Genomic DNA, 24,690 nt, shown 5'->3' on the forward strand with positions numbered 1-24,690 from the left:
ATCTGAAACCAAGACCAAGGATTGAGCGCACCCCGTGTCACGTATTTTTCTGAATGTGACTCTCTGCGCCCTTGGTCTTGGCTTGGGCCTGAACACAGCGGCGAAGGCGCACCCACATGTCTTCGTCGATGCCAGCACCGGATTTGTGGTCTCAGACGATGGCGCGCTTCAGGCTTTGCGTATTTCATGGACGTATGATGCCTTCACAACGCTTTTTTTATTCGATGCGCTCGATCTCGATAAGGACCGTGATGGCGCACTGGACGAGGCTGATTACGCGGTGATTGTCCAAGGGGAAACCGATTGGCCACCAGAGTATAAAGGCGATGTCTATCTTGAGGTCGCAGGACAGGACCATCCGCTGGGGCGGCCCGAAAATGCGGTGGCCAGCATGGCGGATAACAAAATCACCGTGGCATTTGATCTGCCCTTGGCCGCGCCCGCGACGCTTGGGGAGGCAGAGGTCATCCTGCGGCTTTATGATCCGGGGTTTTATTATGACTATACGATCCTCCCGGCGTCAGAGGATGAGGGCCTACCGACGGGCTGCAAATCCGAGCTGGTCTCGTTTAAGCCCGACAGCATGAGCAGCGACATGCTGATCATGCTTGGAACCCTGTCGCGTGACGAAATGCCTGCGCAGGATAACGTGGGGCGCTTGTTCACGGATGAGGTGATTTTGACATGCGGGTAAAGGGGATCATCCTTTTTGCAGGCCTGCTTTTGCTTGGTGCGGCCGCGTGGATGCTGCTGCCTTGGGCCGAGATTCAGGCTTGGGCCGCCACCCAGCAGCGCAGCTTTCAAAACGCAATGGCCACGGCTTTGCGCGGTATTCAGGCAGGCGAGCCGCTGGCGGTCTGGACGCTGTGCGCCGCCACGACTGCCTACGGCTTTGTCCACGCACTCGGGCCGGGCCATGGAAAGGTGCTGATCGGTGGTGCGGCTTTGGCCAGTGGCGCCACCTTGCGCCGATTGATGGCGTTGACCGTGCTTTCAAGCCTTGCGCAAGCCGCCACTGCAATCGTGCTGGTGGGCGGTCTTGTCTTTCTATTTCAACTTCGATCGGGTGATCTGACCGAAGTGACAGAGGCATGGCTTGCGCCAGCAAGCTATCTCGCGATTGCTGCCATTGGCGCGGTTTTGATTTTTCGGGGCACCCGGACATGGCGCAATATGAGCCGCCATAAGTCTCATGCCGACGGATGTTGCGGCCATGCCCATGGCCCCAGCGTAGATGAGGTCAGCACGCTCACCTCCACCCGTGACGCCGCCGCCCTTGTGGCCAGCATCGCAATCAGGCCCTGCACAGGGGCGCTCTTCGTTCTGGTGATCGCCGCGCGGTTTGACGCGTTTGCCATCGGCTGCCTCGCGGTGATCACCATGGGCCTCGGGACGGCGGCGTTCACCGTGATCGTGGCAGGCTCGGGCGTGGCGGCACGTGGCCTTGCGGGCTTGGGTGCGCGCGACCACAATGGCGTGCAGGCCCTCTCGGCGGCCCTACACGTCACCGGGGGTACGCTGATCACAGCCATCAGCATCACGATGCTACTTCACTACTTGAGATAGCTTGTTCTTTTTACGATCTAAATGTTATGTCATAACATATTAATGGATTCGAACATGACGGACCCCAAGCCCAATGACCCTTATTGTCGATCGACGCGTGCCCGTGACCCTGCTGACCGGGTTTCTCGGGGCTGGAAAGACCACATTGCTCAACGCTGTGCTGCGCGCGGGGTCCGGTCCCAAGATCGCCGTGATCGTGAACGAGTTTGGCGAGGCGGGTCTGGATCATGACCTGATCGCAGCCGTGGACGAGGAGGTGGTGCTGATGCAATCAGGCTGCCTTTGCTGCTCAATCCGGGGGGATTTGTCACGCACCATGCGCGATCTGATCGAGCGGCGGCAATCAGGGCGTATCGCCTTTGATCGTGTGGTGATCGAAACCACAGGCCTTGCCGATCCCGCGCCTATTCTTCAGACCCTGCTGGTCGATTCCTATCTGGCGCAAAATCTGCGCATGGATGGGGTTGTGACCATCGCGGATGCGGCCACAGGGCCGGGTACGCTGGACCGACAGTTTGAAGCCGTGTCGCAGGTGGCGATGGCAGACCTTCTGGTGCTGAGCAAATCCGATCTGGTTCCCACCACAGAGCGTGACGCGTTCGAGGCACGGCTAAGAGCACTCAACCCGACGGCCCCCATACTGATCGCCGAAAAAGGCGAGGTGCCCACAGACAGGCTCTGGAACCTCAGTGCCCTTACCCAAGATGCAAACGCCGCGCAGGTCCATGCGTGGCTGATGCCGCAAGACACTCCAGTCAGCGCAGCCCCCCTGAGCAACCTTTCCGGGTTGGCCCCACCGCGCGCGCCGGGCGCGGCTGCCCTCTCGCCGCATGATGCGCGGATCGGGTCAGCCTCCATCGTGCTGGACGACCCCATTCCTGAGGTGGTGTTCGATCTCTGGCTGGATACGCTCATCGGCCTGCGCGGGCCCGACATTCTGCGCGTGAAAGGCATCGCCTTTATCGAAGGGATCGAGACGCCGTTTGTCTTTCACGGGGTCCAGCATGTGTTTGACCCACCCGTCCCGATGCAGGGCTGGCCCGGCGGCGACCGACGCTCACGTATCGTGGTCATCGCCCGCGACATGACCAACCCCGACCTCGTTTGCAGCCTCGACATGCTGCGCGCACTCCCGCGCAGCGATGCCGCTCCCACACCTACAAAGGATCTCGTTTCATGACCGATCAACGCCTCCCCGTCACCGTCCTCTCCGGCTTTCTCGGCGCGGGCAAAACCACGCTGCTGAACCGCGTGCTGAACAACCGCGAAGGGCGCCGCGTGGCCGTTATTGTCAACGATATGTCCGAGGTGAATATCGACGCCGATCTGGTGCGCGCCGATACCGAGCTGAGCCGCACCGACGAGACGCTGGTGGAGATGTCGAACGGCTGTATCTGCTGCACGCTGCGGGATGATCTGCTGGACGAGGTGTGCCGCCTGGCCGCCGAGGGGCGGTTTGACTATCTGCTGATCGAATCCACCGGCATATCCGAGCCATTGCCCGTCGCGGCCACCTTTGATTTTCGCGATGCAGAAGGCCATAGCCTGTCGGATGTGTCGCGATTGGATACGATGGTCACGGTCGTGGATGCGGTGAACCTGCTCAAGGATTATTCCAGCCATGATTTCCTGCGCGACCGTGGCGAGACCATGGGCGAAGATGATGAGCGCACGCTGGTTGATCTGTTGGTCGAGCAGATCGAGTTCGCCGATGTTGTGATCCTAAACAAAGTGGCCGATGCCATGCCAGATCAGGTGGACAGCGCGCGCAAGATTATCCGCAGCCTGAATGCCGACGCACGCATCATCGAGACATCCCATTCGGACGTGCCGGCGGACGCAATCCTCAACACTGGCCTCTTTGATTTTGAGAAGGCCCATGAGCATCCGATGTGGGCCAAGGAGCTTTACGGCTTTGCCGATCATGTGCCCGAAACCGAGGAATACGGTGTGGCGTCCTATGTCTACCGCGCGCGCCAACCGTTTGACCCTGCAAAAATCATGGCGGTGCTGAATGGCGATCTGCCCGGTGTGATCCGTGCCAAGGGGCATTTCTGGATCGCGACACGGCCCGAATGGGTGGCCGAATTTTCGCTTGCCGGGGCGCTCTCGTCGGTCAAACCCTTGGGCACATGGTGGGCGTCGGTGCCGCAGGATCGCTGGCCGGATCACGAAGGGGCCCGCGCGTATATGTCCCAACACTGGCAAGAGCCCTGGGGCGACAGACGGCAGGAGATTGTCTTCATCGGGGCCGGCATTGACTGGACCGCGATCAAGGCCCGGCTGGATGCGGCACTGGTACCCGAACATCTGGCCCCCTCGCCCGACGCGTTGCCGGATCTACCCGATCCCTTCCCGCTCTGGCGGCGGGCGGAGGAGGCCGCATGAACATGATCCGCGAGGTTTTGAAAGACGCCACCGCGGGCGTGACCATTGTAGAAACACCACAGGAGCTGACTGCAATCGCCAAACCGGGATGCGCCGCCGCGATCTGGCAGCGCCACCCCATCCCCGGACTTCAGCCATGGATTGACGGGCTGGAGTCGTGCGCTCTTCCCTCGGCTCGGCTGATCCTGAGGCCCGACATGGTACGCGATGCCGCGAGCGAGGCGTGCACCCACGCTGGCATGCCCGACAGCGCCGAACGCGCGCAGCTTCTGGCCGATATTGCGGCCTTAGCCGACAGGTTTGCACGCATTATGCAGGCGCCGTTCCTGCGTCTGCGCCTTGACCGGGTGAGCACAAATGCCTGCCGCCGGTTCCATGTTGATGCGCTGACAGCGCGCCTGATCTGCACCTATCGTGGCACCGGCACGCAATATGGCACCTCAACAAACGGGGCCGATCCGGCCCGCGTTTTTACCGTGCCCACCGGGATGCCAATCCTGCTGCGCGGCACGCTTTGGCCCGAGCAGCCAAGCGCGGGCCTTTTGCACCGCTCACCCCCGATTGAAGGGTCGGGCGAAACACGGCTGTTGCTTGTGCTGGACCCGATCTTCGACCCAGAGGAAGACGCATGAACGGCAATCTGGGCACAACGACGCTCAAACGTCGTCGCCGGGCAAGAGATCCGATGCGCGCCTATGACGGGTTGCCAAAGCCTTTGCGGCACTGGTTGGCCGATGCGGCATTGCCCTGGTCACCGGCATCATGCCTGCGCATCTGGAACCGGGGGCGCCAGAGGGGCCTGAGCCATGAGGATATTCTGGCGCGTCTGGTGCAGGCAGAACAACAGGCCTTAACCCGCGATCAGGTCAGTGCGGTAAGCGCGGTCGGAAGCTCCGTAGCACTCTGACCCGCTCATCTCGACCCGAGCGCAAGACATGCACAGACCTCAGACCGATATGTAGGCTATCCCCTCACCGCCTTCAGATAGGCGGCGCGCAGTCGCAGGGTGAATGGGCCAGGCCGCCCGTCACCCAAAACCTGCCCGTCTATTTTCACAACCGGCTCCAGATAAGTCGATGAGCCGCTCACAAAGGCCTCATCCGCGGCAAGCGCATCTTCAAGGCGTATCTTGGAGGTCCGCACCTCATAGCCAAGCTCGCCTGCCACGCTGAGCATCGTCTGACGCGTGATCCCGTGCAGGATATCATTGCTGACGGGGCGGGCTGTGATGATCTTGTCTTTGATGGTGAAAAAGCTGGTGGAGCCGCCTTCGGTGATGAACCCCACGTCATCAATCATCAGCGCCTCATCCGCCCCGTGACTGGCCCCTGCAACCTTGACCAACACCTGCCCCAGCAGATTGGTGGTTTTGATATCACGCCGTTTCCAGCGCAGATCGACATGCGACCGCATGGAAATACCCTCAGGCAAACTGTCTGCAAGAGGTTTTGTGTGTGGCTGAAGGAACGCGAAGACGTTGGGCTTGAGACCTTCTGGATAGATGTAATCCCGATCCGCCTCACCGCGTGTGATCTGGAGGTAGAGAAATCCCTCGGCCACATCATTGGTCTCAATAAGTGTCTGAAGAATTTTAGTATATTCTTCGTCGCTATGTGGGTTGGGAATACTCAGCTTTTCAAGCGACGCCTTCAAGCGCCCAAGATGTTTGGGCAGATCAGTGATCCGACCATCCAATATCCCCAAGCCTTCATACACTGAATCCGCGAACAAGACGCCACGATCAAAGATGGATAGCTTGGCCTCGCCGCCGGGCATGAACGCGCCGTTCAGATAGACCGCGCGCGTCAGGTGATCATGTTGCTCGGGGGATGCCATCTGGGAGATACCTCTTGGTCGAATGAAAAGATCGGGGGTAGTTGCGGTGCTGTAAGCGTGCGTGTCACGCAGACACTCATTGGGCTCCAGAGACGGGCGGATTTCAAGGCGACTGTGGCCTTATCATCGGGGATAATGTCAACCTCTTTGAGGTCTTGCGAGCCGAGTGTTTGGCCGCTTTCCGCATCGAAAAAGATATGGGCACCGTCCGCCCAAAAACCGCCATGGGCCTGATCGAGCGCGGCTAAAGATCGGACCGTCTCCGACAAAGTTTCAGATGACGCAAGAACAGCACTCTACCGAGCAACGCAGACAAAGATGCGGGCCGCACCTCCAGCCTAACACTTCAAAAAGATCAGACCGCCACGGCGTGGCGTGCGGTGGTGGCGACAAAATACGCGTCGAAAACGGCGGCCACGACACGCACGACAGGCGCGCCTTTTTGCGTCACCGTGATCCGTGCGCCGCGGCGCGTGATCAGGCCATCGGCTTGCAGAATAGCCAGCGCGCCCTCATGCGCGCGGTACCAATCGCGCGCAGCACCAGTGCGCAGCGCGGCCTCATCAAGGTCAACCTCGCCCGCGCACATGATCCGCTCGATCACATGGCCACGCAGGGTGTCGTCCTTGGTGAAGGGCACGCCCTTGCCCACGGGCAGCTCGCCCGCCTCAACCGCACGCGCCCACGCGCCGGTCTCCGACAGGTTCTGGATATAGCCCGACGGCGTGCGCCCGATGGAGGTGGAGCCGACCCCGAGCATCGTCTCGGCGCGGTCAGTGGTGTAGCCTTGGAAATTGCGACGCAGCGTGCCTGCTTGGGCCGCCTTGGCCATTGCATCCGAGGGAAGCGCGAAGTGATCAAGCCCGATCGCCACATAGCCCGCCGCAACCAGAGCCGCCGCCGCGGCTTGCGATTGCGCAAGGCGCGCCTCCACACCCGGCAAAGCAGCCTCATCAATGAGGCGTTGTTTCTTCGCCATCCACGGCACATGCGCATAACCGAAAAGTGCGATCCGGTCCGGCAGCATCTCCACACAGAGGCGGATCGTCTCCAAAAGCGTGTCCACCGTCTGATGCGGCAGGCCATAGATCAGATCAAAGTTGATCCCCGCCACCCCTGCCCCACGCAGACCATCCACCGCCCAGCGCACCATTTCGGGCGGCTGAATCCGGTTGATCGCCTTTTGAACCTTGGGATTGAACTCCTGCACACCAAAGCTCGCGCGGGTGAAGCCCAGCTGGCCAATCCGCGCAATCATCTCATCGGTGAGGGTGCGTGGGTCGCTCTCAATCGCCAACTCCGCATCGGGTGTGACGTAAAAATTGGCGCGTACCGCATCCATCGCACGTTCCAGATCATCCGGCACTAGTGCGGTCGGCGTGCCACCACCCCAATGCAGGTGGGAGATTTCCATCGGCTCCGGCAGGTGCGCGGCCAGAACTGCGATTTCACGGTTCAGCGTTTGGGCGTATTGCGCGACCGGCGCGTCCTTTTTGGCAAGCTTCATATTGCACCCGCAATACCAGCAAAGCTCGCGGCAGAAGGGCACATGCAGGTAAAGCGACACAGGGTCCTTGGGCGGCAAGGCCCGTAGCCAAGCCGCATAGTCCTTCGCGCCCACGTCTTTGGAGAAATGGGGCGCGGTCGGATAGCTGGTGTATCGCGGCACGTTGCGACGCATGTAGGACTTCAGCGTGTCGGTCATAATCGCCCCGTTTTTAGCCTGCCAGTGTCACGGCCGATCAAGGCCTATCCGGTTCACTGTCCTATGCAGATTGGGGGCTGTCTTTGATTTAGATCAGAGATGCGCGACCGCCAGTGTCAGGCGAAAGCGGTCTCGCTGAGGGGCGCTGTTCCTAGCCGTGATGATGGGTCTGCGCCGCGCGGGTCGCGTCTACTGAGGCACGGATGTCTTCGATCTGCGCCGCAATCGCCTCCGCCTTGATCAACCCTTCGGCGCTCAACGTTTCTTCTACCGCGCGCAACCAACAGTCGAAATAGCGCGTCTCGACAGCTGCGGCATCACACGAGTCCGCGCCCCTCTCAGCCTCGGTGATATGGGCCGCAAGCCGCGTCTGAAACGCGCTCCACGGGAAATGTCCGGCTTGCACCAACGCGACGATCAGCGCGAATATCCGCGTCTGCCATGGGGCTTGAAAGAGCGGGCCTGCACCCGCGCCTCCCTGCAACTTTTGCATCTCGGCCAGCATCATCTCAGGCGTGTCAGGGGTATTCAATGTAGGGCTCCCACAGGTCAGCGGCCAGCGTGTCGCTCCCCTCCCCCCAAAGCTCGGCGGCGTCAAAAACCACCGTATAACAATGCTGCGGATCAGGCCCGCGCCCGGCGGCAATCGCATCAGCAAATTGAAACGCGCCCAGTTGCGCCTCGATCCGGCCCAGCCGACCGCGCAGGTATCGCGGCACGCGGGTATGCCCTGCAGGGCCATGGGTGACGATACGCACCTGCGCGCCGACCTTGAACCGCGGTTTTTCGGGATGGTCGGGGAAGGTCATGTCGGCCCCCGCCTTGCAGGCCGCAAGAAAGTCCGCCGCGCCGATGGCGGTGTGCTTGGTTCGATCAATATCGAAGGCTTTGCGTCCCGTGGCCACCTCATCGGCGCTCACCAGCCCCGCGCCTGTCACCAGAGAGGTCGCCGCCAGCATCCATTTCTCGAAATAATCGCGGGTCAGATACTCCGCCGGGGCCAGCCGCTCGATCGCCTGACGGTGTTCGTCCGAGCCATACGGCACGGCAAAGCCCAGTATCTCACACAGCGCAAAGGCGCGCCCCTGCCACGGGTGGTCAAACGTGCCTTCGGCGTTGACCGGCACAGGCCCGAACCCGTGCATCCAGCCCATATCGTGAATCCCGTCCATGCCGTTCTCCTAAAGCGTTTCGTGCAAAACCTGACTCACAACCATTCGCGAAACGCCCACTCCCTTTGAACGTTGCGCGCGCCTCACCTTGACTGAGTGCCTCAAGTTCAAGGAGAGGCGCTTTAGATCAATGCTGTGCCGATCATACCATTGCGCGTTACATGCGCGGCGAGAGCCTCTGGCGTCTCGCCCTCGCTTCCCTCGGGGCGCTGAGGCAGCACCAGATACCGGATCTCGGCGGTGCTGTCCCAGACCTGCACGCGCTGCCCCTCGGGCACGGTCACGCCAAATTCGGCTAAAACCGCGCGCGGCTCGCGCACTACGCGAGCGCGGTAGGCAAGGCTTTTGTACCATGTGGGCGGCAGGCCCAGCACGGGCCACGGATAGCATGAACAGAGCGTACAAACGACGACATTATGCACGGCGTCGGTGTTCTCGACCACGCGCATATGCTCGCCCTGAAACCCGGTGAAGCCCATGAAAGCAATCGCGGCGGAGCCATCGCTGAGAAGCCATTCCTTGAACTCCGGATCGCTCCACGCGCGGGCCACAACCATCGCACCATTACGCGGGCCTGTCTCGGTCTCGTAATATTCCACAATGGCGTCCATCGTGGCGGGGTCGACCAGACCTTTGGCCACCATCAGCTCTTCCAGCGCCCGCACGCGCAGGGCCGCGCCCTGCTCCAGCGGGTCGTGATCGTGGTCCTGATCGTGGTTGTCATGCGGCATCTTGCGTTCCTTCTTACTCCATCGCGCCAAGGATACGGCGCAAATTGGAGAACCGCGCGATCAGCGCGAAGATCAAAATATTTACCGTTACAAACAGCACCGCGATAGACGCGATCACAGGGGTGTAGCCATAGCGCAGCGCGTTGAAGATCTTGATCGGCAGCGTCTCGACCGTGGCCCCCACGGTCATCAACGCGATGATATATTCATTAAGGCTGAGCACGAAGCAAAACGCGAAGCCCGCAAAAGCGAAAGGCGCAGCAATGGGCAGGATGATTGTGCGAAACACAGTGCGCTCGTTGGCGCCCATGGTCTGGCTGGCCTCAATCAGCGCGCGGTCAATACTCTCCAACCCAAGCGATATGGTGACAAGCGGCAGCGCCAGAAGAAAGATCGCATGGGCGATGATGACCGTAATGAGATTGCCATAGAGATTACCCACCGAGGTAAAGAGGATGAGAAAGGCCAGCGCCATGATAACCGGCGGCAAGATAAACGGGGCCACGCCCATCGCCAAAAGCGCCTTTGCGTAGCGCAACCCGTGCCGCCACGCACCGTAGGCGATGGGTAGGGCAATCGCCACCGCAAGCGTGGCCGAGCAGAGCGCTATAAGCAGCGAATTGGTGAGCGCCGCGAACCAGTCGGATGCGACGAATATCTCGGAATACCACCGCAGCGAGACGCCACGCGGCGGAAAGGCCATGAACCGCTTTTCATTCAGCGACACGGCCGCGATCACCAAAATCGGGCCGATCAGGTAAAGCGCGAAGATACTGAGATAAAGCCAGCGCAGCACTTTCATGGCTTATTCCCCCCGGTCAGCTTGGTGACCGCGAAGATCACACTCGCGCTAAGCACCAAAAGCACCATCGCAAGCGCCGAGGCGAAGGACATGTTGAAGTTGAAGATCGCCTGATCCGTGATGAGCACCGAGAGGGTCCAGTGCTGCCGGCGGCCAAGGACCTGCGGGACGATGATCGCGCCTAGCGTCAGCACGAAGATCGTAACGCCCGAGGAGATGATCGCAGAGCGCGTGACGGGAATGACCACCGTAAAGAACGTGCGCAGCGGCGAGGCACCAAGAGTGCGCGCGGCCTCAATGAGGCTTTTGTCCAGACGGCTGAGTGCGGGGAAGAGCAAGAGCACCGAGAAGGGCACGGCAAGATAGACCAATGCGGCCAGCACAGCCCCCGCCGAAGGGGCCATCGAAAAGCTCTTCTCCGCGAGGCCCAGCCAGACAAGGATATTGGCCAGTCCCGACGTGCGCGACAAAAGGATTTGCCATGAGAAGGCGATCAGTACCTCCGACAGCGATAGCTGCGCGAGGATGTAAATGAGCCATGTATTCTGCGCGCGCGGGCCAAACCCGGTGAGCATATAGGTGAACGGGAAGGCGATGAGCAGGCTCAGCACCGCAATGAGCGCGCACAGCCCAGCGGAGAAAAGCGCCCGTTCGATATAGAACCACGTCGCGAACCGCTCAAAATGTTGCAGATCAAAGGCGTAGACGTAATCCAGCGCATCATCCGGTGTGGAGACGGAGGTGAGCAGGATCAGCGCGAAGGGCACCGCGAAGAACGTGCCGATCATCACCGACGATGGCACCAGCGTGAGATATCGCGCAAGCCCACCCATCAGGGGGCCAGCACCGAGCAGGCCGCCTCGGGCATATCCACATGAACGTCCTGCCCAATCTCAACCTCGGGCCAGTCCTTGGGCGTGAGGACAGAGACAACCTCGTGCCCCGCACAATCAACGAGGATTTCAATGGTGGCACCAATATCGCGGACGAAGGTCACGCGGCCCGACACGCTGTTCTTAGTGGGTTTGTGGCCGACAAAAACCTCCTCGGGGCGGCTCATCAAAAGCACATCCGCCCCTGCCCCGTGCCACCCCCCCGCATTGGCCCCGACACTCAGGGTCGCGCCGCAGGTCTCGACAGTCTTCGCGCCGGTCATTTTTGCGGGCAGAAGGTTGGATGTGCCGATGAAATTGGCCACAAAGCGGTCAACAGGGGTTTTGTAGATATCCATCGGCGTGCCGGTTTGCAGCACGCGTGCGCGGCCCATGACAACGATCTGATCGGCCATTGTCATCGCCTCGGTCTGGTCGTAGGTGACGACCACGGTGGTGATCCCAAGCTCCTGTTGCAGCTTGCGCAGCTTGATCTGCATCGCCTCGCGCAGGTTGGCATCCAGCGCCGACATAGGCTCGTCCAGCAGGAACACCGAGGGGCTAAGCGCCAGCGCGCGGGCAATTGCAACACGCTGCTGTTGCCCGCCCGAAAGCTGGCCGATGCGGCGATCCTCCACCCCCGGCAGGCGCATCATATCGAGAAGCTCCTTGGCGCGCGCCTGACAGTCGGAGCGGGACGCGCCGCGGATGCGCATGGCATAGGTGATATTCTCACCCAAAGTGCGGCCCGCCCGTGCGCATAAAACGCCGGACGGACCAGAGACGTTAACCCGCGATCATCTTGTTCCACGTATCCGAAATGTAATCGGCGTGGTCCTTGTAGATGTCGTAGCGCGGGATAATCGGCGCACCAGCGCTCGACACGGCGGCAAGCTCATCCGCCGAAAGGTCCGTCTGCGCGGGATCAATGACGGGGGCCGTGCCCACATTGCGCGACAGCGACGCCTGCGTTTCGGGGGTGGACATGAAATTGATGAATTCATGCACCTCGTCCAGCGGCTCCACATGCTGCGGCACGATCCAATAGCCTGAATCGAGGATGCCCCCCTCTTTGGGGAAGGCCGGCACGACCGGGAAACCCTCGGCGGCAGCAAGGCCCGCGACGTCATGGTGATACTGCCCCATAGGGATCTCGCCCTCGGTATTGCGATCCTGAAACGTGTCCGATAGGTTACCAAGGTTGCTCAGCTTGCTTTCATCCAACGTCTGAAAGACGCCTTGCGCGGCCTCCTCGCTGCGCGGTGTTGGCGCGCGCGGCGTTCTTGAGTTGCACCAGCCACGTCTCGCCCGTGGGCACCGCGATGGATTGCACCTCGATGCCGGTGGCGGCGGTGAATTCGGGGAAGATGAACTGTTTGAAGCTCTCCTCGAAAAAGCCCCCGCAGGTGCCCATACGGATGGGTCCGCCAGCCGCACGCAGAATGCTTGGCGCAGCCATGGCAGCGGCGCCCGTTGCGGCAGTCGTCGCCATGAAACGGCGGCGGGTCAGGTTGGTTTTTATGTCAGATTTCTCCCTAAGGTTTAAGTCTCAAGCCCATGTTTTTGGCAAAACACAGAGCATTTCATAAAGCAAGTTAGAGCCGATGAGAGCTGTGCATCCGCTCACATCATATTGTGGCGACACTTCCACCAGATCGCACCCCACGAGGTTCAGCCCCTTGCAACCGCGCACGATCTCAAGCGCTTGAATAGTGGTCAGCCCACCCATCTCGACCGTGCCAGTGCCCGGCGCGAAGGCGGGATCAAGGCTGTCGATATCATAGGTGAGGTAAACCGGCGCATCGCCGATCTGCGCCCGAATATCGGCCATGAGGGGCGTCAGCGACTTGTGCCAGCACTCCTCGGCAGGGATCACGCTAAAGCCCTGCTCGCGGCCCCAGTCGAAATCGCCCGGCGCGTAGCCCGTGCCACGCAGGCCGATCTGGAACACCTTGTCATTGATCAGCAAGCCGTCCTCAAACGCGCGGCGGAAGGGCGTACCATGGGCAATCGCCTCGCCGAACATATGCTCGTTCGTATCCGCATGGGCGTCGATATGGATGAGGGCCACGGGGCCATGCTTGGCGCGGATCGCGCGCAAAACCGGGTAGGTCAGCGTATGATCCCCGCCCAGTGTCAGAGGCACGCAATCATGGCTGAGGATCTCGTGATAAGCTTGGGTGATGATATCGGCGGTTTTTTTCAGATCAAACGTATTGATCGCCACATCGCCAATGTCAGCCACCTGCATCTTGGCAAAGGGGCCCGCGCCTGTGGCCATGTTATAGGGTCGCAACATGCAGCTTTCGGCGCGGATGGCGCGAGGGCCATGGCGCGTGCCGCTACGGTTGGAGGCCCCGATATCCATCGGCACGCCTACGAAACAGGCATCAAGGCCCGCGGCGGTGTCCTGCGTGGGCAGGCGCATCATCGTGGTCGCGCCTCCGAAACGAGGCATGTCATTGCCGCCCAGCGGCTGATTGAATCGGGGCGTGGTCATTGGCAGTCTCTCATTGATATTGGGCGCACGTTAGGTCCGCAAGCGCAGGCGCAACAATAGCGATGCACAAAATGATACATTTGAACATCCAAATCTAAGGCGCTTGATGGGCCGTGTGAACCATCTCAAGAAAGAGCGCGTTGACCTTGGGCAGCGCCCCCGCGCGTGTCACCGTCTGCATGGTGCAGGCAAAATTTCGCGCTTCAAAAGCAAGCTTTCTCAAGCGTCCCGCCGCCACAAAACTTGCAGCCTGGTGCTCCGGTAAAAGCCCAAGATACGCTCCACTGAGAACCAGCAGGATCTGCGCCTCAATCTCGTGCACGAACCGATCCAGATCCGAAGGGGTGTATGATTTTTGCCTCCGGCGACTCCAATAGCCACGATGCGCCCAAGGATGGCGCTCAACCTCATCTTGGCTGATCGACCCAGACCGTGAGGCAAGCGGGTGCGACGGCGCGGCATAAAGTGCATGCGGCTCGCTATAGAGATCCTTGAAGGCGAGGCCATTCACGGCGTTGTCGAAACTCCCTATTCCGATATGCCATGTGCCGTTGAGTATCCCGTTCAGAATGTCCTGCGGCCCTGCGATACCTAGCTCGATCCGCACCGCTGGCGCTTTGCTGGCCAGTTCCGCAATCGCGGCGGGCAGACGGAACTGCGCATCGCTTGCCACGCAATCGACAACCACCACTTTGAGCGGGCCAACCAGATTGCCCTTGAGTGCTGCAAGATGCGCCGAATGTGTCTGCATATTCGCAATCACCGCCATGCCAATCTTATGCACCATACGGCCTTTTTCGGTCAGCAAAAAACCCCGCCGCCCCCGCTGGCAAAGCTTCACGCCCAGCCGCTCCTCAAGTGCCCTGATGTGGTTGGAAATGGTGGGTTGGCTCAGCCCAAGCTCGACCTGAGCGGCGGAGAATCCGTTGCTGCGCACAACGGCGTCGAAAACACCAAGGAGATGAATGTCCGATCCCGTCAACTTCATGAGCACCTCAGGTCTGCGCTAAATATCCCTTCATTCATTGAGATGCGTAAATGTATGGAATTGCAATGTGCTATTTCCAGTCTTGGGTAACGCCTCTAAATTGGGCGCACCGAATTGGAGTGCAACATGCCGACACCCCTGCCCGACACGATGCGCGCCGCGATCTGCCGCACGCCCGGTGGCAAGCTTGAGTTGACCAAGATGTCCGTGCCGAAGCCCGGACCAAGCCAGATTCTGGTCAAGATAGAGGCCTGTGGCGTGTGTCACTCAGACCTGCATCTGCGCGATGGGGATGAGGATTTGCCTGATGATCTCTATCCGCTGGTGCTGGGCCATGAGGGATCGGGCGGGTGGTCGTAACCTGCGAGGGCGGGCCGGAGGTTGGTGCGCGTGTCGGGCTGCCGTGGCTTTATGATACGTGTCTGGCCTGCAAACCCTGCCGCAGCGGGGCCGAGACGTTTTGTCAGGCCAACACAGCGCGCGGCGTGCAGCATCACGGCGCGTTTGCCGAATACGCGCTGGCCGAGGCGGCGTTTGCGGCCCCTATCCCCGAGGGGCTCGATCCGGTTCTGGCCGCGCCGCTTCTTTGCGCAGGGCTGACCGCGTGGTCCGCTTTGGGCAAGACGCGCGCGGGGCCGGGATCGCGGGTGTTGATCATCGGCGCGGGCGGGCTTGGGCAATACGCCATCCTGATCGCCAAGGCGCGTGGGGCAGAGGTCGTGGTGATTGATACCGACCCGGCCAAGCTCGACACGGCGCGCGCCCTTGGGGCGGATCACGGGGTGCTTGCAAGCCCGGAGGCCGGTGCAGAGGTGCAGGCGATGGGCGGCGCGGATGTCACGCTCAATTTCGCGCCCAGCGCCGCCGTCTGGGGCACGATCGAGGCCGCCGCCGCCCCGATGAGCGAGATTGTCGCCGTGGCCCTCATCCATGATCCGGTGCCACTTTCGCTGATGTGGCTCCTTGATGGCGGGCACAAACTGTTCGGCTCATCGGTCGGCACGCGACAGGAAATGGTGGATTTTCTAAGCTTTGCCGCCAAGCACCCAATGCCCGTCGATGTGGAGCGGGTAGCTTTTGCAGATGTGGACCGCGCGCTCGATCGGCTCAAGTCCGGGGATGTGACGGGCCGTCTTTGTGTGGATTTTAGCCTTTAACCTTCGGGAGCACCTCATGAAACTTGCCGCTTTTCAGATGTCCGCCGCCACCCCCCATCCCGAGCGCTTGCCCAAACTTGAGGCCGCGATACGCGAAGCCGCAAGCGCGGGCGCAGGCGCGGATCTGATCATCGCGCCAGAGCTGTGCCTGTCGGGCTATGGGCGTGGACCGGAGATGGCCGGGTTGGCGCAAGGCTTGGACGGCGAATGGGCCACACGGATCGGCACGTTGTCGGACACGCTGGGCATCGCCGTGATCGCCGGGTTTCCTGAGCGCGCAGGCGAGACGCGTTATATCAGCGCGCTGATCAAACTCCCCGGTGCAGCACCGCAGGCCTATCGCAAAGGCACGCTTTATGGCGATTACGAGCGCAGCATTTTCACCTCCGCCGGGCCCTCCACCGTGATCGTGGAGATTGCGGGGCTGAAGGTCGGTGTGCTCATTTGCTATGATGTGGAATTTCCCGAAAACACGCGCCGGTTGGCCATGGCGGGGGCCGATCTCATTGCGGTGCCGACCGCCCTGCCATGGGGCGGGATGGGCGAGGCCAGCGGCACGGGCAGCTTCGTCGTGGAGCATCTTGTGCCCACGCGGGCTTGCGAGAACGTCAATTTCGTGGCCTATGTCAACAATTCAGACAGCGATGAGCGGTTCGAGTTTCAGGGCGAAAGCGTGATCTGCGCGCCCAATGGTGGCGTGCTCGCCAAAGCGCCAAGGGCGGGCGATACGCTCATGTTTGCCGATATCGACCCGCGTGCCTATGACGCCGTGCGGGCCTACCTGCCCTACCCTGAGGACGTAGGGCCGCTGCTTTAGCCCAGCACCTCGCGCACCGCTTCTGCTGCGGATTTGGCCACGATATCGGCCTCGTCGTGGCTCAGGCAGAAGGGCGGCGCGAAGCCAAGGATATCGCCTTGCGGCATGGCCCGCCCAATGACGCCGCGCTTGGCCAGTGCCGCCGTGACCTTGGCGCCCATCGTGGCCTTGGGATCAAAAAAGCGCCGCTCTGCTTTGTCTTCCACGAACTCAACCGCGGCCATCATGCCAACGCCGCGGATCTCGCCCACATTCGGGTGATCGCCCAGATGCTCGGTCAGACGCGCGCGCAGATGCGGGCCGACCTCGCTGTTGTTAGCAATCAGGTTCTCGCGGTCAATCAGCTCAAGGTTCGCGATCCCCGCCGCCGCGCCAATGGGGTGCGCGGCATAGGTCCAGCCGTGGCCGATGGGGCCGTTTTCGTCCGTGCCGTCTTCCAGCACTTTCCACATCCGCTCGGACACGATGGAGCCCGACAGCGGCGCATAGGCCGAGGTCAGCCCCTTGGCGATCGTCATCAGGTCCGCCTTCATCCCGTAATGATCGCACCCCATCATGGAGCCCGTACGCCCGAACCCTGTCACCACCTCATCGGCAATGAGCAGGATATCGTGCCGCTCCAGCACCTCTTGGATCGCCGCCCAATACCCTTCGGGCGGCGGCACGAGGCCCCCGGTGCCCAGAACGGGCTCCCCGATGAAGGCCGCAATCGTCTCCGGGCCTTCGCGCGCGATCAGCGCCTCAAGTGAGGCCACGCATTGCGCCGTGAACTCCACCTCGGACATATCGCTGTCCTCGCGGCGATAATAATAGGGTGCGTCGGTGTGCACGACCTGAGACAGGGGCAGATCGAATTTGCGGTGAAAAAGCTCCAGCCCAGTCAGCGATCCGGTCATCAGGCCCGATCCGTGATAGCCCCGCCAGCGGCTGATGATCTTCTTCTTCTCGGGCCGCCCGAGGATGTTGTTGTAATACCAGACCAGCTTGATGTTGGTCTCATTCGCGTCCGAACCGCCAAGCCCAAAATAGACCTTGGACATATGCGCGGGCGAGCGGTCCAGTACCATCTTCGAGAGCGTGATGCTGGCCTCCGTGCCGTGGCCGACATAGGCGTGATAATAGCTGAGCTTATGGGCCTGTGCTGCAATCGCCTCGGCAATTTCCGTGCGCCCATAGCCCACGTTGACGCAGTAAAGCCCAGCAAAGGCATCCAGCATCCGGTTGCCATCGCGGTCCTCGATATAGACGCCCGCGCCCCCTTCGATCACGCGGCTGGGCGTGTCGCCGCGCGCATGGGCGGCGAGATGGGTGGAGGGGTGAAAGAAATTCTCACGGTCCCAAAGGGCGAGTTGGTCATTGGTCAGCATGGCGGATCTCCTGAAAGCGCTTTGCGACAGCTTAGCGGAGCCGCGCCGCCCCTGCCACCCCATGCAGGGCGCGGGAGCGTGCAAAAACGGGGTCTTATTTCTGCGACTTATCCGTCCCAAAGACCTGCGCCACGATCATCAGGACGGTCGTGACCAGAACCATGATCGTGGAGATTGCCGCAATTGTCGGATCAATCTGGTCGCGCAGCGCGTTGAACATATTGCGCGTGAGCGTTGAGTTATCCCCGCCGGAGATGAACATCGCGACGATCACCTCGTCAAAGGAGGTCAGGAACGCGAGCAAAGCAGAGGTGACGACCGCGAACCGGATCTGCGGCAGGGTGATCGTCATGAACGCCTTCCAGCGCGGCGCACCGAGCGACCGTGCGGCATTCTCCTGATTCATATCATAGCTTTTGAGCGCGGAGCCGATGACGATCACCACCAGCGGGATCGCCAGCAGCGCATGCGCGAGGACAAGCCCGGTCATCGTGTAGAGGATTTGCAGCTTCACATAGGCATAGAACGCGCCAATGGCGATTAGCACCACAGGGACCATCATCGGCGTGATGAGAAGCACGAAAGTGGCGCGGATGAACGGGATCTTGGACGCGTGAAGCCCATAGGCCGCCAGCACCCCAATGGGCGTGGCCACGATCGTCGTGAGGATCGCCGCCTTGAAGGAGGTGGCCGTGGCCCCCATCCATTCGGGTGAGCTGAAATAGTTGTGATACCAGCGGAGCGACCAATCCTCGGGTGGGAACTCCAGATACTGACTGTCCGAGAAGGACATCGGGATCACGATCAGCGTGGGCACGACCAGCAGGGTCATGGTGATGCCCGCAAAGATATAGAGCCAGAGCCGCTGGCCATGGGTCACTTGCGTCTCGGAGGCGGGGCGGGAGAACCAGCTCATGTCAGTGCCCTCCTTTAGATACGGTATCGAGGTTGAGGAACTTTGACGCGATCCAGAGGATACCGACGGTCAAGGTCAGCAGGACCACGCCCAGCGCGCTCGCCGCCCCCCAGTTCACGAAAAGCTCGATGTTGGAGACGATCTTCATCGACACCATGATCACCTTGCCACCGCCCAAAACCGCCGGGGTCACAAAAAAGCCAAGGCAAAGCACAAACACCATCAGCGCGCCCGCAAAAAGGCCTGGTGTGGAGAGCGGAAAGAACACCGTCCAAAAGGCACGGCGCGGGCTTGCGCCAAGATTTGCAGCGGCCTTGAGATAGTCGCGGTCGATCTGGCGCATGGCGCTGTAGACCGGCAGGATCAGGAACGGCAGCATGATATGCACCATCCCGATCAGCGTCCCGCTCATGTTATGAACCAGCCTCAAAGGCTCTTCCCAAAGGCCCAGAGACATGCCCCATTCATTCACCAGCCCGCTTTTTTGCAACAGGACCAGCCACGCATAGGTCCGCACCAACAGCGATGTCCAGAACGGCAAAAGCACGGTGACAAGACAGATATTGGCCCATTTATTGGGTAGCTGTGACATGAAATAGGCCAAAGGATAGCCGATCACGATGCACAGGATTGTGGTCAGGATGCTGACCTCAAACGTGGTATAGAAGATGCGCGCATAGGATTTACGCTCAATCATCCGCTCGTAATTCTCAAGGCTGAAGCTGCCATCTGCACCAAGGAACGACACGTAGAAAAGCCAGCCCACCGGGATCACGAGGATCACCATCACCAGCAAGATGGCCGGGGAGGCAAGGCCAAAAAGCCTCAGCCGTTCCAGCCGCTCGTCGCGGGCAAGCCCATCGGAGTTAAGCGTCGCGGCGGCGCTCATGCGTCCTCTCCGGCGAGGAGTACGGTATCATCCACGCCAAGGCCAAGCTGCACGGTGTCGCCCTGTTTGGGCAGCGCGTCGAACGTGCCCGCGCGCATCGCGCCACGCACGGCCACTTCAGTGCCATCGGTAAGGTGCGCATAAAGAAGATAGCTCTCACCCTGATAGACAAGCTCGCTCACCTTGGCCTCAAAAACGTTCTCGTCTTTGGCGGGTTTGCCGCTGATCAGATGCAGCCGCTCGGGCCGCATCATCAGGCTCAGCCCGTCACCATCAGGCACGTGGCGCGTGGTTTTCAATGTCGTGCCCGCCGCACCAAGGGCGCTGCCCGAGCGCGTCACGTCAAGGAAGGTGGAATCGCCAATGAAGTCGGCCACAAAACGGTTCGCGGGCTGCTCATAGAGTTCCTGCGGGGTGGCCAGTTGCATGATCCGGCCATGGTTCACGACCGCGATCCGGTCGGACATGGTAAGCGCCTCGCGCTGATCATGGGTGACGTAGACCGTGGTCATGCCCAGCTTCTCGTGCAGGTGGCGCAGCTCGATCTGCATCCGGTCGCGCAGCTTTTTGTCCAGCGCCGACAAAGGCTCATCCATCAGCAGAATACGCGGAGCAAACACGATGGAGCGCGCCAGCGCCACGCGCTGTTTTTGCCCGCCCGAAAGCTGGGTAATCCCGCGCTCGCCATAGCCGCCCAGTTGCACCGTCTCCAGCGCCGCCTCGACGCGGCGGTCCATCTCATCCTTGGGGGTTTTTCGCAGCTTGAGAGGGTAGCCCACATTGGCCGCCACGCTCATATGCGGGAAAAGCGCGTAGTTCTGAAACACCATGCCCACATCGCGCAGATGCGGTGCGGTGCGGATCATCTCATCCTCACCAAATTTGAGGCTGCCGCTATCGGGGCGCGTGAACCCGGCCAGCACCATCAAAAGCGTGGTCTTGCCCGATCCAGAGGGGCCAAGAAGCGTGAGAAACTCGCCGCTTTTGACGTCCAGCGACACATCGTTCAGCGCGAAGACATCGCCATAGGTCTTGGTTACGTTTCGCACTGTAATTGGCAGCGCGCCCTGGCCCGTATCACTCATATCATCCCCGCCCATATCAGTCATTGGTGTCTGCGGGCAGGACGCGCCTGCCCGCAGCTTTAGGTGCCGCCGATTATTCGGTCAGCATTTCCTGATACATTTCCTCTGCGATGGTTTCCCATTTCGCATACCATTCGGTCTTGATCAGCAGCTGCTTGGCCGCATTTTCAGGCGCGGATGGCAGCAGTGCCGCGACTTCGGGCGTGATCGTGCCGGTCTCATAGGCCAGAAGGTTTGGCGGGCCATACATGATGTAGGTGGGCAGATCGTCCTGATACTCCGCCTTGGAAATCTCCGCGAGGAATTCCATCGCCGCTTCCTTGTTGGGCGCACCTTTTGGCACTGCAAAACAGTCGAAATCCATCAAGGCACCCTCGAAGGTAAAGTTCAGCTGTCCGCCATCCTTCTGCGCATTGTCGAACCGGCCGTTCCAGCCCGTGGACATGTCCACCTCGCCGTCTTTCATCAGCTGCGCATGCTGTGCACCCGAAGACCAGAACACGGAGATATTCGGCTTCAGCTCGCGGATTTTGTTGATCGCGCGCTCGATGCCTTCTTCGCTGTCGAGAACGGTATAGACGTCTTCTTTCGCCACACCATCGGCCAGCAGGGCAGGCTCAAGCGCGCCGGACACCTTGCTACGGTAGGCACGGCTGCCGGGAAACGCCTCGGTGTCGAAGAAATCAGCCCATGTTTGCGGGCCGTTATCGCCGTAAGTCTCCGTATTATAGGCAAACACTACCGAGAAAGCATCGCCGCCCACGCAATAGTCAGAGTAGGAGCCGGGCATGAAGTTCGACACGTCGATCACCGAATAATCCAGCTTCTCCAGAAGCCCCTCTTCGGCGGCACGTGCAGCACTGCCGGTGCCGGACACCACGATATCAAAGCTGACCTGACCCGTGTTCACCTGAAGGCGCACATCAGACATGCCGCCATAGGTCTCTTGCTTCACGTCAAAGCCCATGGCCGCCGCCGCAGGCTCAAACAGAGCGTTGGATTGCGCCTCTTGGTACGAGCCGCCCCACGATGCGATGGTCACCGTCTTGTCTGCGGCCAGCGCGGTGCTGGCCATCAGGCTGGCAGCAAAGCCCATTGCGAGTGTTTTTTTCATATCTCAGATCTCCTCCAGTGTTGATGGTGCCCCCCGGATCGAAGCGCACTCTTTCGCCGATGTCTCGTCCCGGAACACAGCGGCGCTCTGTGCCTCCGGGTATAGGTGTCAGCCGTGTGCCGGCGTAGACGCCCGCTCGTATTGGCGCCGATCGCGCCAACGATACCACGCCACCGCCGCGGGCAAGAACCAAGGCCGCCCGGCGTAAAGCGGGCGGGTGGGAAAGGGCAGATCGTCAAACGCGGTGCGCCCCTCGGCAAGGCCGAGAACCTTCTGGCCCATGCGCATCCCAAGATAGCTGGCCATCGACACGCCCGACCCGCAATAGCCCATGGCGTAATGCATGCCGTCATGAGTGCCGGTATGGGCCAATTCGTCGAATGTGTAGGCCACAGTCCCGGACCAGCTGTGCGAGATACGCGTCCCGCGCAGGGCCGGAAAGATCCGGCACATGTCCTCGTAAAGACGCGGGCCCGAGACGCGCGCGTCGGTTTCCGTGGCCGAGACGCGGCCACCAAAGAGGATGCGTTTGCGGTCCGGCGAGGGGCGATAATAATAGACCACTTTGCAGGTGTCGCTGGCCACGCGGTCTTTCGGGAAAAGGCGGTCCATAAGGTCCGCAGCAAGCTCTTCTGTGGCAATCACATAGCTGCCAATGGGGATAACCCTGCGGCGCATCCAAGGCGTGAGCGCCGTCGTATATCCGTTGGTGGCGATCACCACGTCGCGCGCCCGCACGATGCCCGCCGCCGTGGTCAGCGTGTAGCCATCCGCGCCGCGCGTGATCTGCGTCACCGCCGATTGGCCGCGCACCGTGGCACCCGCCGCCTCCGCCGTCTCCAGAAGGCCGCGATGATAGCGCGCGGGATCAACCGAGGCGTGGGCCTCAAACACCACACCGCCATGATAGACCGGACTTCCCAACTCGCTCAGCTGATCGGTGCGCGGCACGGCGTGCACGTCAATCCCCTCAGAGCGGCGCATCTTTTCGGCGTCGCGGGCAATCTCTTCATAGGCGCTTGGCATATGGGCCGCATGAAACCGCCCGCCGCGATTAAAGGCGCAGTCCAGCCCCTCGCCGGTGATCCGGTCTTCAATCCATTGCAGCGCAGCTGCCCCCTCCCCCCGGATCGCTTGCGCCCGTTCCGCACCATATTTCGCGGTCAGCTTGTCCAGGGATGGTTTGATCGAGGTGCTGATCTGTCCACCATTGCGGGTGGAGCAGCCATAGCCCGGATCGCCTGCCTCCAACACCAGCGTGCTGCGCCCGCCCCGCGCGGTCTCAATCGCGGCGTTGAGGCCTGTGTAGCCCGAGCCGACGATCGCCACATCCACGTTCCGGGGCAGCGGCATTTGGGCGGCGTCGCGAGGCGCGAGGCCGTCCAGCCAGAAAGACGTGCCCTTCCAGTCCGGCGTCCAAATCTGCGCGTCCGCACGTGCCAAAGCCTGCGCCATAGTCCTGATCCCCCAACCCTCAGAAGTTGACGTTAGGAAAGCCAGTTGAATTAAGCAACTTAATATGGATAATACCTTTATTAGATTTACTTATACAAAAATCCAGAGGCCCCATGCGGATCAAACTGCGCCACCTTGAAGTTTTCACAGCGCTTTTCGAGGCGGGGTCAGTGAGCCGCGCGGCAGAACGGCTCAGCCTGTCGCAACCAGCCGTGTCCATCGCGCTCAGCCATATGGAGGGTGAGCTTGGCTTTCGCCTGTTCCACCGGGATCGAGGGTTTTTCGCCCCCACCAGCGAGGCGCTCTTGCTGCATGTCGAGGTGCTGCAAAGCCTCGCTGCGATCGCGCGGGTGGATCAACGCGCCGCCGAAATACGCTCGGGTGCGGCGGGCAGTATCGTGGTCGGCACCAACGGGGCGATGGCTCTGAATTTCTTGCCCCGCATCATTGCGGAGTTTCAGCGCGATTTCCCCGGCACCCATGTGGAGTTGCGCGTGCATAGCTCGCGGCGGATCGCGTCATGGGTCAGCAACGGGCAGGTTGATATCGGCTTGATGGACGCGCCCGTGCCCGTCGGGGGGCTGAGCACGGAAGTGTTTGCGATGGAGTGCATGTGCGTTCTGCCCAAGGCGGACCCGCTGGCCTCCAAAACGGTGATCGCGCCCGCCGATCTCGACCAGCGCCCGGTAATTGCAATCATGGGTGACCATCCCGTGGACCGGCAGCTGGGCCAAGCGATGGCGGATGCGGGGGCGGTGCTTAACCACGTGGGATCAGCCAATTTCTACGCGATTGCGCGCAACATGGTGGCGGCGGGCGCGGGGCTTGCGCTGATTGATCCCGTCAATGCAAAAGCCGCGTTGAAAGATGGGGTGGTCGCACGGCCCTTCGCGCCCAGCGTGCTGCATGAGCAGGCGATGGTGACCGCACGGGGCGTGCCGATGGGCATTGCTGCGGGCAGGTTTCAGGACCGCCTGCGCGATGCTTTGAGCAAGTATGCAAGACGTCACTAGACCGCCAGACCTGCGCCCAGCCCCTCAAGGATCGCCTCCTCCACAGTGCGCGGGCTGAGGCAATCGCCGATCATATACATCTCGACCGGCCAGTCGACCAACGCATCGGCAAGCGCGGTTTGCGACACATGGCCGAGAGACATCACAACCGTATCGACACCCTCTAAGATCATGGCCTCGTCGCTGAGCGTGTGCAGCGGCGCGCAAAGATGGAGCAAATCGGTCATAGACTGACTGTGACCCAAGCGGCGTGCAATGCAAGGGTGGAGACGAAAAAGGCCCCGCAACCTGCGCTGCGGGGCCTTATTGCGGCGTGG

General features: G+C 61.1%; 28 protein-coding genes and 1 pseudogene. 10 read left to right on the forward strand and 19 right to left on the reverse strand.

The features are described from left to right. The first annotated feature begins 34 nt into the window (after window positions 1–34). The 6 genes from KUD11_RS00180 to KUD11_RS00205 all read left to right on the forward strand — a co-directional run bounded on the left by KUD11_RS00180 (window position 35) and on the right by KUD11_RS00205 (window position 4,861). Window positions 35–694 carry a DUF1007 family protein gene (locus KUD11_RS00180; RefSeq protein ID WP_109387665.1) on the forward strand — a complete coding sequence of 220 codons (660 nt, stop codon included), beginning with the start codon at window positions 35–37 and terminating at the stop codon, window positions 692–694. After that, on the forward strand, window positions 685–1,566 hold the full coding sequence (locus KUD11_RS00185; protein WP_109387664.1) for a nickel/cobalt transporter: 882 nt from the start codon (window positions 685–687) through the stop codon (window positions 1,564–1,566). The genes KUD11_RS00180 and KUD11_RS00185 overlap by 10 nt, the downstream gene beginning before the upstream one ends. A 73-nt stretch (window positions 1,567–1,639) precedes the next feature. Continuing rightward, window positions 1,640–2,746 carry a CobW family GTP-binding protein gene (locus tag KUD11_RS00190; protein ID WP_109387662.1) on the forward strand — a complete coding sequence of 369 codons (1,107 nt, stop codon included), beginning with the start codon at window positions 1,640–1,642 and terminating at the stop codon, window positions 2,744–2,746. Then, window positions 2,743–3,954 carry a GTP-binding protein gene (locus KUD11_RS00195; protein WP_109387660.1) on the forward strand — a complete coding sequence of 404 codons (1,212 nt, stop codon included), beginning with the start codon at window positions 2,743–2,745 and terminating at the stop codon, window positions 3,952–3,954. The genes KUD11_RS00190 and KUD11_RS00195 overlap by 4 nt, the downstream gene beginning before the upstream one ends. After that, window positions 3,951–4,586 carry a DUF1826 domain-containing protein gene (locus KUD11_RS00200; RefSeq protein ID WP_109387658.1) on the forward strand — a complete coding sequence of 212 codons (636 nt, stop codon included), beginning with the start codon at window positions 3,951–3,953 and terminating at the stop codon, window positions 4,584–4,586. The genes KUD11_RS00195 and KUD11_RS00200 overlap by 4 nt, the downstream gene beginning before the upstream one ends. Next, a complete protein-coding gene (locus tag KUD11_RS00205; RefSeq protein ID WP_109387656.1) occupies window positions 4,583–4,861 on the forward strand; it encodes a DUF6525 family protein in 279 nt (92 codons plus the stop codon). Before KUD11_RS00200 ends, KUD11_RS00205 begins: the two co-directional genes overlap by 4 nt. Before the next feature lie 56 nt (window positions 4,862–4,917). On the opposite strand, the gene KUD11_RS00210 is transcribed toward KUD11_RS00205, so the two are convergent. The 12 genes from KUD11_RS00210 to KUD11_RS00265 all read right to left on the reverse strand — a co-directional run bounded on the left by KUD11_RS00210 (window position 4,918) and on the right by KUD11_RS00265 (window position 14,560). Then, entirely contained in the window at window positions 4,918–5,790 is an 873-nt protein-coding gene (locus KUD11_RS00210; protein ID WP_109387654.1) for a D-amino acid aminotransferase, read from the reverse strand. 355 nt (window positions 5,791–6,145) lie between these two features. Further along, window positions 6,146–7,495, reverse strand: coding sequence for an oxygen-independent coproporphyrinogen III oxidase (gene hemN / locus KUD11_RS00215; RefSeq protein ID WP_109387652.1), 1,350 nt, complete (start codon window positions 7,493–7,495; stop codon window positions 6,146–6,148). A 151-nt stretch (window positions 7,496–7,646) separates the two neighbouring features. Beyond that, a complete protein-coding gene (locus tag KUD11_RS00220) occupies window positions 7,647–8,027 on the reverse strand; it encodes a nitrile hydratase accessory protein (protein ID WP_146190875.1) in 381 nt (126 codons plus the stop codon). Beyond that, window positions 8,014–8,667: a nitrile hydratase subunit beta gene (nthB, locus tag KUD11_RS00225; protein ID WP_109387648.1), complete on the reverse strand. Its 654-nt coding sequence runs from the start codon at window positions 8,665–8,667 to the stop codon at window positions 8,014–8,016. Before nthB ends, KUD11_RS00220 begins: the two co-directional genes overlap by 14 nt. 122 nt (window positions 8,668–8,789) lie before the next feature. Then, a complete protein-coding gene (nthA, locus tag KUD11_RS00230) occupies window positions 8,790–9,398 on the reverse strand; it encodes a nitrile hydratase subunit alpha (protein WP_109387646.1) in 609 nt (202 codons plus the stop codon). Window positions 9,399–9,411: 13 nt separating this feature from the next. Further along, window positions 9,412–10,200, reverse strand: coding sequence for an ABC transporter permease (locus tag KUD11_RS00235; RefSeq protein ID WP_109387644.1), 789 nt, complete (start codon window positions 10,198–10,200; stop codon window positions 9,412–9,414). After that, entirely contained in the window at window positions 10,197–11,033 is an 837-nt protein-coding gene (locus KUD11_RS00240) for an ABC transporter permease (RefSeq protein ID WP_109387642.1), read from the reverse strand. Before KUD11_RS00240 ends, KUD11_RS00235 begins: the two co-directional genes overlap by 4 nt. Further along, a complete protein-coding gene (locus tag KUD11_RS00245) occupies window positions 11,033–11,812 on the reverse strand; it encodes an ABC transporter ATP-binding protein (RefSeq protein ID WP_109387640.1) in 780 nt (259 codons plus the stop codon). The genes KUD11_RS00240 and KUD11_RS00245 overlap by 1 nt, the downstream gene beginning before the upstream one ends. A 46-nt stretch (window positions 11,813–11,858) precedes the next feature. Next, window positions 11,859–12,296, reverse strand: coding sequence for an extracellular solute-binding protein (locus KUD11_RS00250; RefSeq protein ID WP_219930183.1), 438 nt, complete (start codon window positions 12,294–12,296; stop codon window positions 11,859–11,861). Next, window positions 12,289–12,531 carry a hypothetical protein gene (locus tag KUD11_RS00255; RefSeq protein ID WP_224380116.1) on the reverse strand — a complete coding sequence of 81 codons (243 nt, stop codon included), beginning with the start codon at window positions 12,529–12,531 and terminating at the stop codon, window positions 12,289–12,291. The genes KUD11_RS00250 and KUD11_RS00255 overlap by 8 nt, the downstream gene beginning before the upstream one ends. 90 nt (window positions 12,532–12,621) lie before the next feature. Further along, window positions 12,622–13,572 carry an agmatinase gene (gene speB, locus KUD11_RS00260; protein ID WP_109387638.1) on the reverse strand — a complete coding sequence of 317 codons (951 nt, stop codon included), beginning with the start codon at window positions 13,570–13,572 and terminating at the stop codon, window positions 12,622–12,624. A gap of 94 nt (window positions 13,573–13,666) precedes the next feature. Next, window positions 13,667–14,560, reverse strand: a complete 894-nt coding sequence (locus tag KUD11_RS00265; RefSeq protein ID WP_109387636.1) for a LysR family transcriptional regulator — start codon at window positions 14,558–14,560, stop codon at window positions 13,667–13,669. Window positions 14,561–14,761: 201 nt separating this feature from the next. Between KUD11_RS00265 and KUD11_RS15300 the strand changes: the two are divergent. From KUD11_RS15300 to KUD11_RS00280, 3 genes and pseudogenes are all read left to right on the forward strand, one after another. Then, window positions 14,762–15,054 (forward strand): annotated as a pseudogene (locus KUD11_RS15300) (alcohol dehydrogenase catalytic domain-containing protein); the annotation flags it as partial. After that, window positions 15,046–15,717, forward strand: coding sequence for an alcohol dehydrogenase catalytic domain-containing protein (locus tag KUD11_RS00275; RefSeq protein ID WP_397545230.1), 672 nt, complete (start codon window positions 15,046–15,048; stop codon window positions 15,715–15,717). The pseudogene KUD11_RS15300 and the gene KUD11_RS00275, both read left to right, overlap by 9 nt. A gap of 16 nt (window positions 15,718–15,733) precedes the next feature. Then, on the forward strand, window positions 15,734–16,534 hold the full coding sequence (locus KUD11_RS00280; protein WP_109387630.1) for a nitrilase-related carbon-nitrogen hydrolase: 801 nt from the start codon (window positions 15,734–15,736) through the stop codon (window positions 16,532–16,534). Here the strand turns inward: KUD11_RS00280 and KUD11_RS00285 are convergent. The 6 genes from KUD11_RS00285 to KUD11_RS00310 form a co-directional block, all read right to left on the reverse strand. After that, window positions 16,531–17,901 carry an aminotransferase gene (locus tag KUD11_RS00285; RefSeq protein ID WP_109387628.1) on the reverse strand — a complete coding sequence of 457 codons (1,371 nt, stop codon included), beginning with the start codon at window positions 17,899–17,901 and terminating at the stop codon, window positions 16,531–16,533. The genes KUD11_RS00280 and KUD11_RS00285 overlap by 4 nt on opposite strands. Window positions 17,902–17,995: 94 nt before the next feature. Further along, entirely contained in the window at window positions 17,996–18,817 is an 822-nt protein-coding gene (locus tag KUD11_RS00290) for an ABC transporter permease (RefSeq protein WP_109387626.1), read from the reverse strand. 1 nt (window position 18,818) lies between these two features. Further along, on the reverse strand, window positions 18,819–19,706 hold the full coding sequence (locus tag KUD11_RS00295) for an ABC transporter permease (RefSeq protein WP_109387624.1): 888 nt from the start codon (window positions 19,704–19,706) through the stop codon (window positions 18,819–18,821). Continuing rightward, entirely contained in the window at window positions 19,703–20,806 is a 1,104-nt protein-coding gene (locus tag KUD11_RS00300) for an ABC transporter ATP-binding protein (protein WP_397545231.1), read from the reverse strand. Before KUD11_RS00300 ends, KUD11_RS00295 begins: the two co-directional genes overlap by 4 nt. Window positions 20,807–20,864: 58 nt before the next feature. Further along, window positions 20,865–21,905: an ABC transporter substrate-binding protein gene (locus KUD11_RS00305; protein ID WP_109387622.1), complete on the reverse strand. Its 1,041-nt coding sequence runs from the start codon at window positions 21,903–21,905 to the stop codon at window positions 20,865–20,867. Between the two features lie 108 nt (window positions 21,906–22,013). Continuing rightward, the gene (locus KUD11_RS00310; protein WP_224380118.1) at window positions 22,014–23,360 is read right to left on the reverse strand and encodes an NAD(P)/FAD-dependent oxidoreductase; all 1,347 of its coding nucleotides are present in this window, start codon (window positions 23,358–23,360) and stop codon (window positions 22,014–22,016) included. A 113-nt stretch (window positions 23,361–23,473) separates the two neighbouring features. On the opposite strand from KUD11_RS00310, the gene KUD11_RS00315 reads away from it, so the two are divergent. Further along, window positions 23,474–24,373: a LysR family transcriptional regulator gene (locus tag KUD11_RS00315; RefSeq protein ID WP_109387620.1), complete on the forward strand. Its 900-nt coding sequence runs from the start codon at window positions 23,474–23,476 to the stop codon at window positions 24,371–24,373. On the opposite strand, the gene KUD11_RS00320 is transcribed toward KUD11_RS00315, so the two are convergent. Further along, window positions 24,370–24,600 carry a hypothetical protein gene (locus KUD11_RS00320; protein ID WP_109387618.1) on the reverse strand — a complete coding sequence of 77 codons (231 nt, stop codon included), beginning with the start codon at window positions 24,598–24,600 and terminating at the stop codon, window positions 24,370–24,372. The genes KUD11_RS00315 and KUD11_RS00320 overlap by 4 nt on opposite strands. Window positions 24,601–24,690: the final 90 nt, after the last annotated feature.

The sequence above is a fragment of the Roseovarius carneus genome (genome assembly GCF_020141465.1).
Classification (GTDB): domain Bacteria; phylum Pseudomonadota; class Alphaproteobacteria; order Rhodobacterales; family Rhodobacteraceae; genus Roseovarius; species Roseovarius carneus.

What these genes read in the sequence shown, in the direction of transcription:
- KUD11_RS00185 (WP_109387664.1), top strand. Translation starts at nt 685, where the DNA reads ATGCGGGTAAAGGGGATCATCCTTTTTGCAGGCCTGCTTTTGCTTGGT.
- KUD11_RS00190 (WP_109387662.1), top strand. Translation starts at nt 1,640, where the DNA reads ATGACCCTTATTGTCGATCGACGCGTGCCCGTGACCCTGCTGACCGGG.
- KUD11_RS00195 (WP_109387660.1), top strand. Translation starts at nt 2,743, where the DNA reads ATGACCGATCAACGCCTCCCCGTCACCGTCCTCTCCGGCTTTCTCGGC.
- KUD11_RS00200 (WP_109387658.1), top strand. Translation starts at nt 3,951, where the DNA reads ATGAACATGATCCGCGAGGTTTTGAAAGACGCCACCGCGGGCGTGACC.
- KUD11_RS00205 (WP_109387656.1), top strand. Translation starts at nt 4,583, where the DNA reads ATGAACGGCAATCTGGGCACAACGACGCTCAAACGTCGTCGCCGGGCA.
- KUD11_RS00210 (WP_109387654.1), bottom strand. Translation starts at nt 5,790, where the DNA reads ATGGCATCCCCCGAGCAACATGATCACCTGACGCGCGCGGTCTATCTG.
- hemN (WP_109387652.1), bottom strand. Translation starts at nt 7,495, where the DNA reads ATGACCGACACGCTGAAGTCCTACATGCGTCGCAACGTGCCGCGATAC.
- nthB (WP_109387648.1), bottom strand. Translation starts at nt 8,667, where the DNA reads ATGGACGGGATTCACGATATGGGCTGGATGCACGGGTTCGGGCCTGTG.
- nthA (WP_109387646.1), bottom strand. Translation starts at nt 9,398, where the DNA reads ATGCCGCATGACAACCACGATCAGGACCACGATCACGACCCGCTGGAG.
- KUD11_RS00235 (WP_109387644.1), bottom strand. Translation starts at nt 10,200, where the DNA reads ATGAAAGTGCTGCGCTGGCTTTATCTCAGTATCTTCGCGCTTTACCTG.
- KUD11_RS00240 (WP_109387642.1), bottom strand. Translation starts at nt 11,033, where the DNA reads ATGGGTGGGCTTGCGCGATATCTCACGCTGGTGCCATCGTCGGTGATG.
- KUD11_RS00255 (WP_224380116.1), bottom strand. Translation starts at nt 12,531, where the DNA reads ATGGCTGCGCCAAGCATTCTGCGTGCGGCTGGCGGACCCATCCGTATG.
- speB (WP_109387638.1), bottom strand. Translation starts at nt 13,572, where the DNA reads ATGACCACGCCCCGATTCAATCAGCCGCTGGGCGGCAATGACATGCCT.
- KUD11_RS00265 (WP_109387636.1), bottom strand. Translation starts at nt 14,560, where the DNA reads ATGAAGTTGACGGGATCGGACATTCATCTCCTTGGTGTTTTCGACGCC.
- KUD11_RS00280 (WP_109387630.1), top strand. Translation starts at nt 15,734, where the DNA reads ATGAAACTTGCCGCTTTTCAGATGTCCGCCGCCACCCCCCATCCCGAG.
- KUD11_RS00285 (WP_109387628.1), bottom strand. Translation starts at nt 17,901, where the DNA reads ATGCTGACCAATGACCAACTCGCCCTTTGGGACCGTGAGAATTTCTTT.
- KUD11_RS00290 (WP_109387626.1), bottom strand. Translation starts at nt 18,817, where the DNA reads ATGAGCTGGTTCTCCCGCCCCGCCTCCGAGACGCAAGTGACCCATGGC.
- KUD11_RS00295 (WP_109387624.1), bottom strand. Translation starts at nt 19,706, where the DNA reads ATGAGCGCCGCCGCGACGCTTAACTCCGATGGGCTTGCCCGCGACGAG.
- KUD11_RS00300 (WP_397545231.1), bottom strand. Translation starts at nt 20,806, where the DNA reads ATGGGCGGGGATGATATGAGTGATACGGGCCAGGGCGCGCTGCCAATT.
- KUD11_RS00305 (WP_109387622.1), bottom strand. Translation starts at nt 21,905, where the DNA reads ATGAAAAAAACACTCGCAATGGGCTTTGCTGCCAGCCTGATGGCCAGC.
- KUD11_RS00310 (WP_224380118.1), bottom strand. Translation starts at nt 23,360, where the DNA reads ATGGCGCAGGCTTTGGCACGTGCGGACGCGCAGATTTGGACGCCGGAC.
- KUD11_RS00315 (WP_109387620.1), top strand. Translation starts at nt 23,474, where the DNA reads ATGCGGATCAAACTGCGCCACCTTGAAGTTTTCACAGCGCTTTTCGAG.
- KUD11_RS00320 (WP_109387618.1), bottom strand. Translation starts at nt 24,600, where the DNA reads ATGACCGATTTGCTCCATCTTTGCGCGCCGCTGCACACGCTCAGCGAC.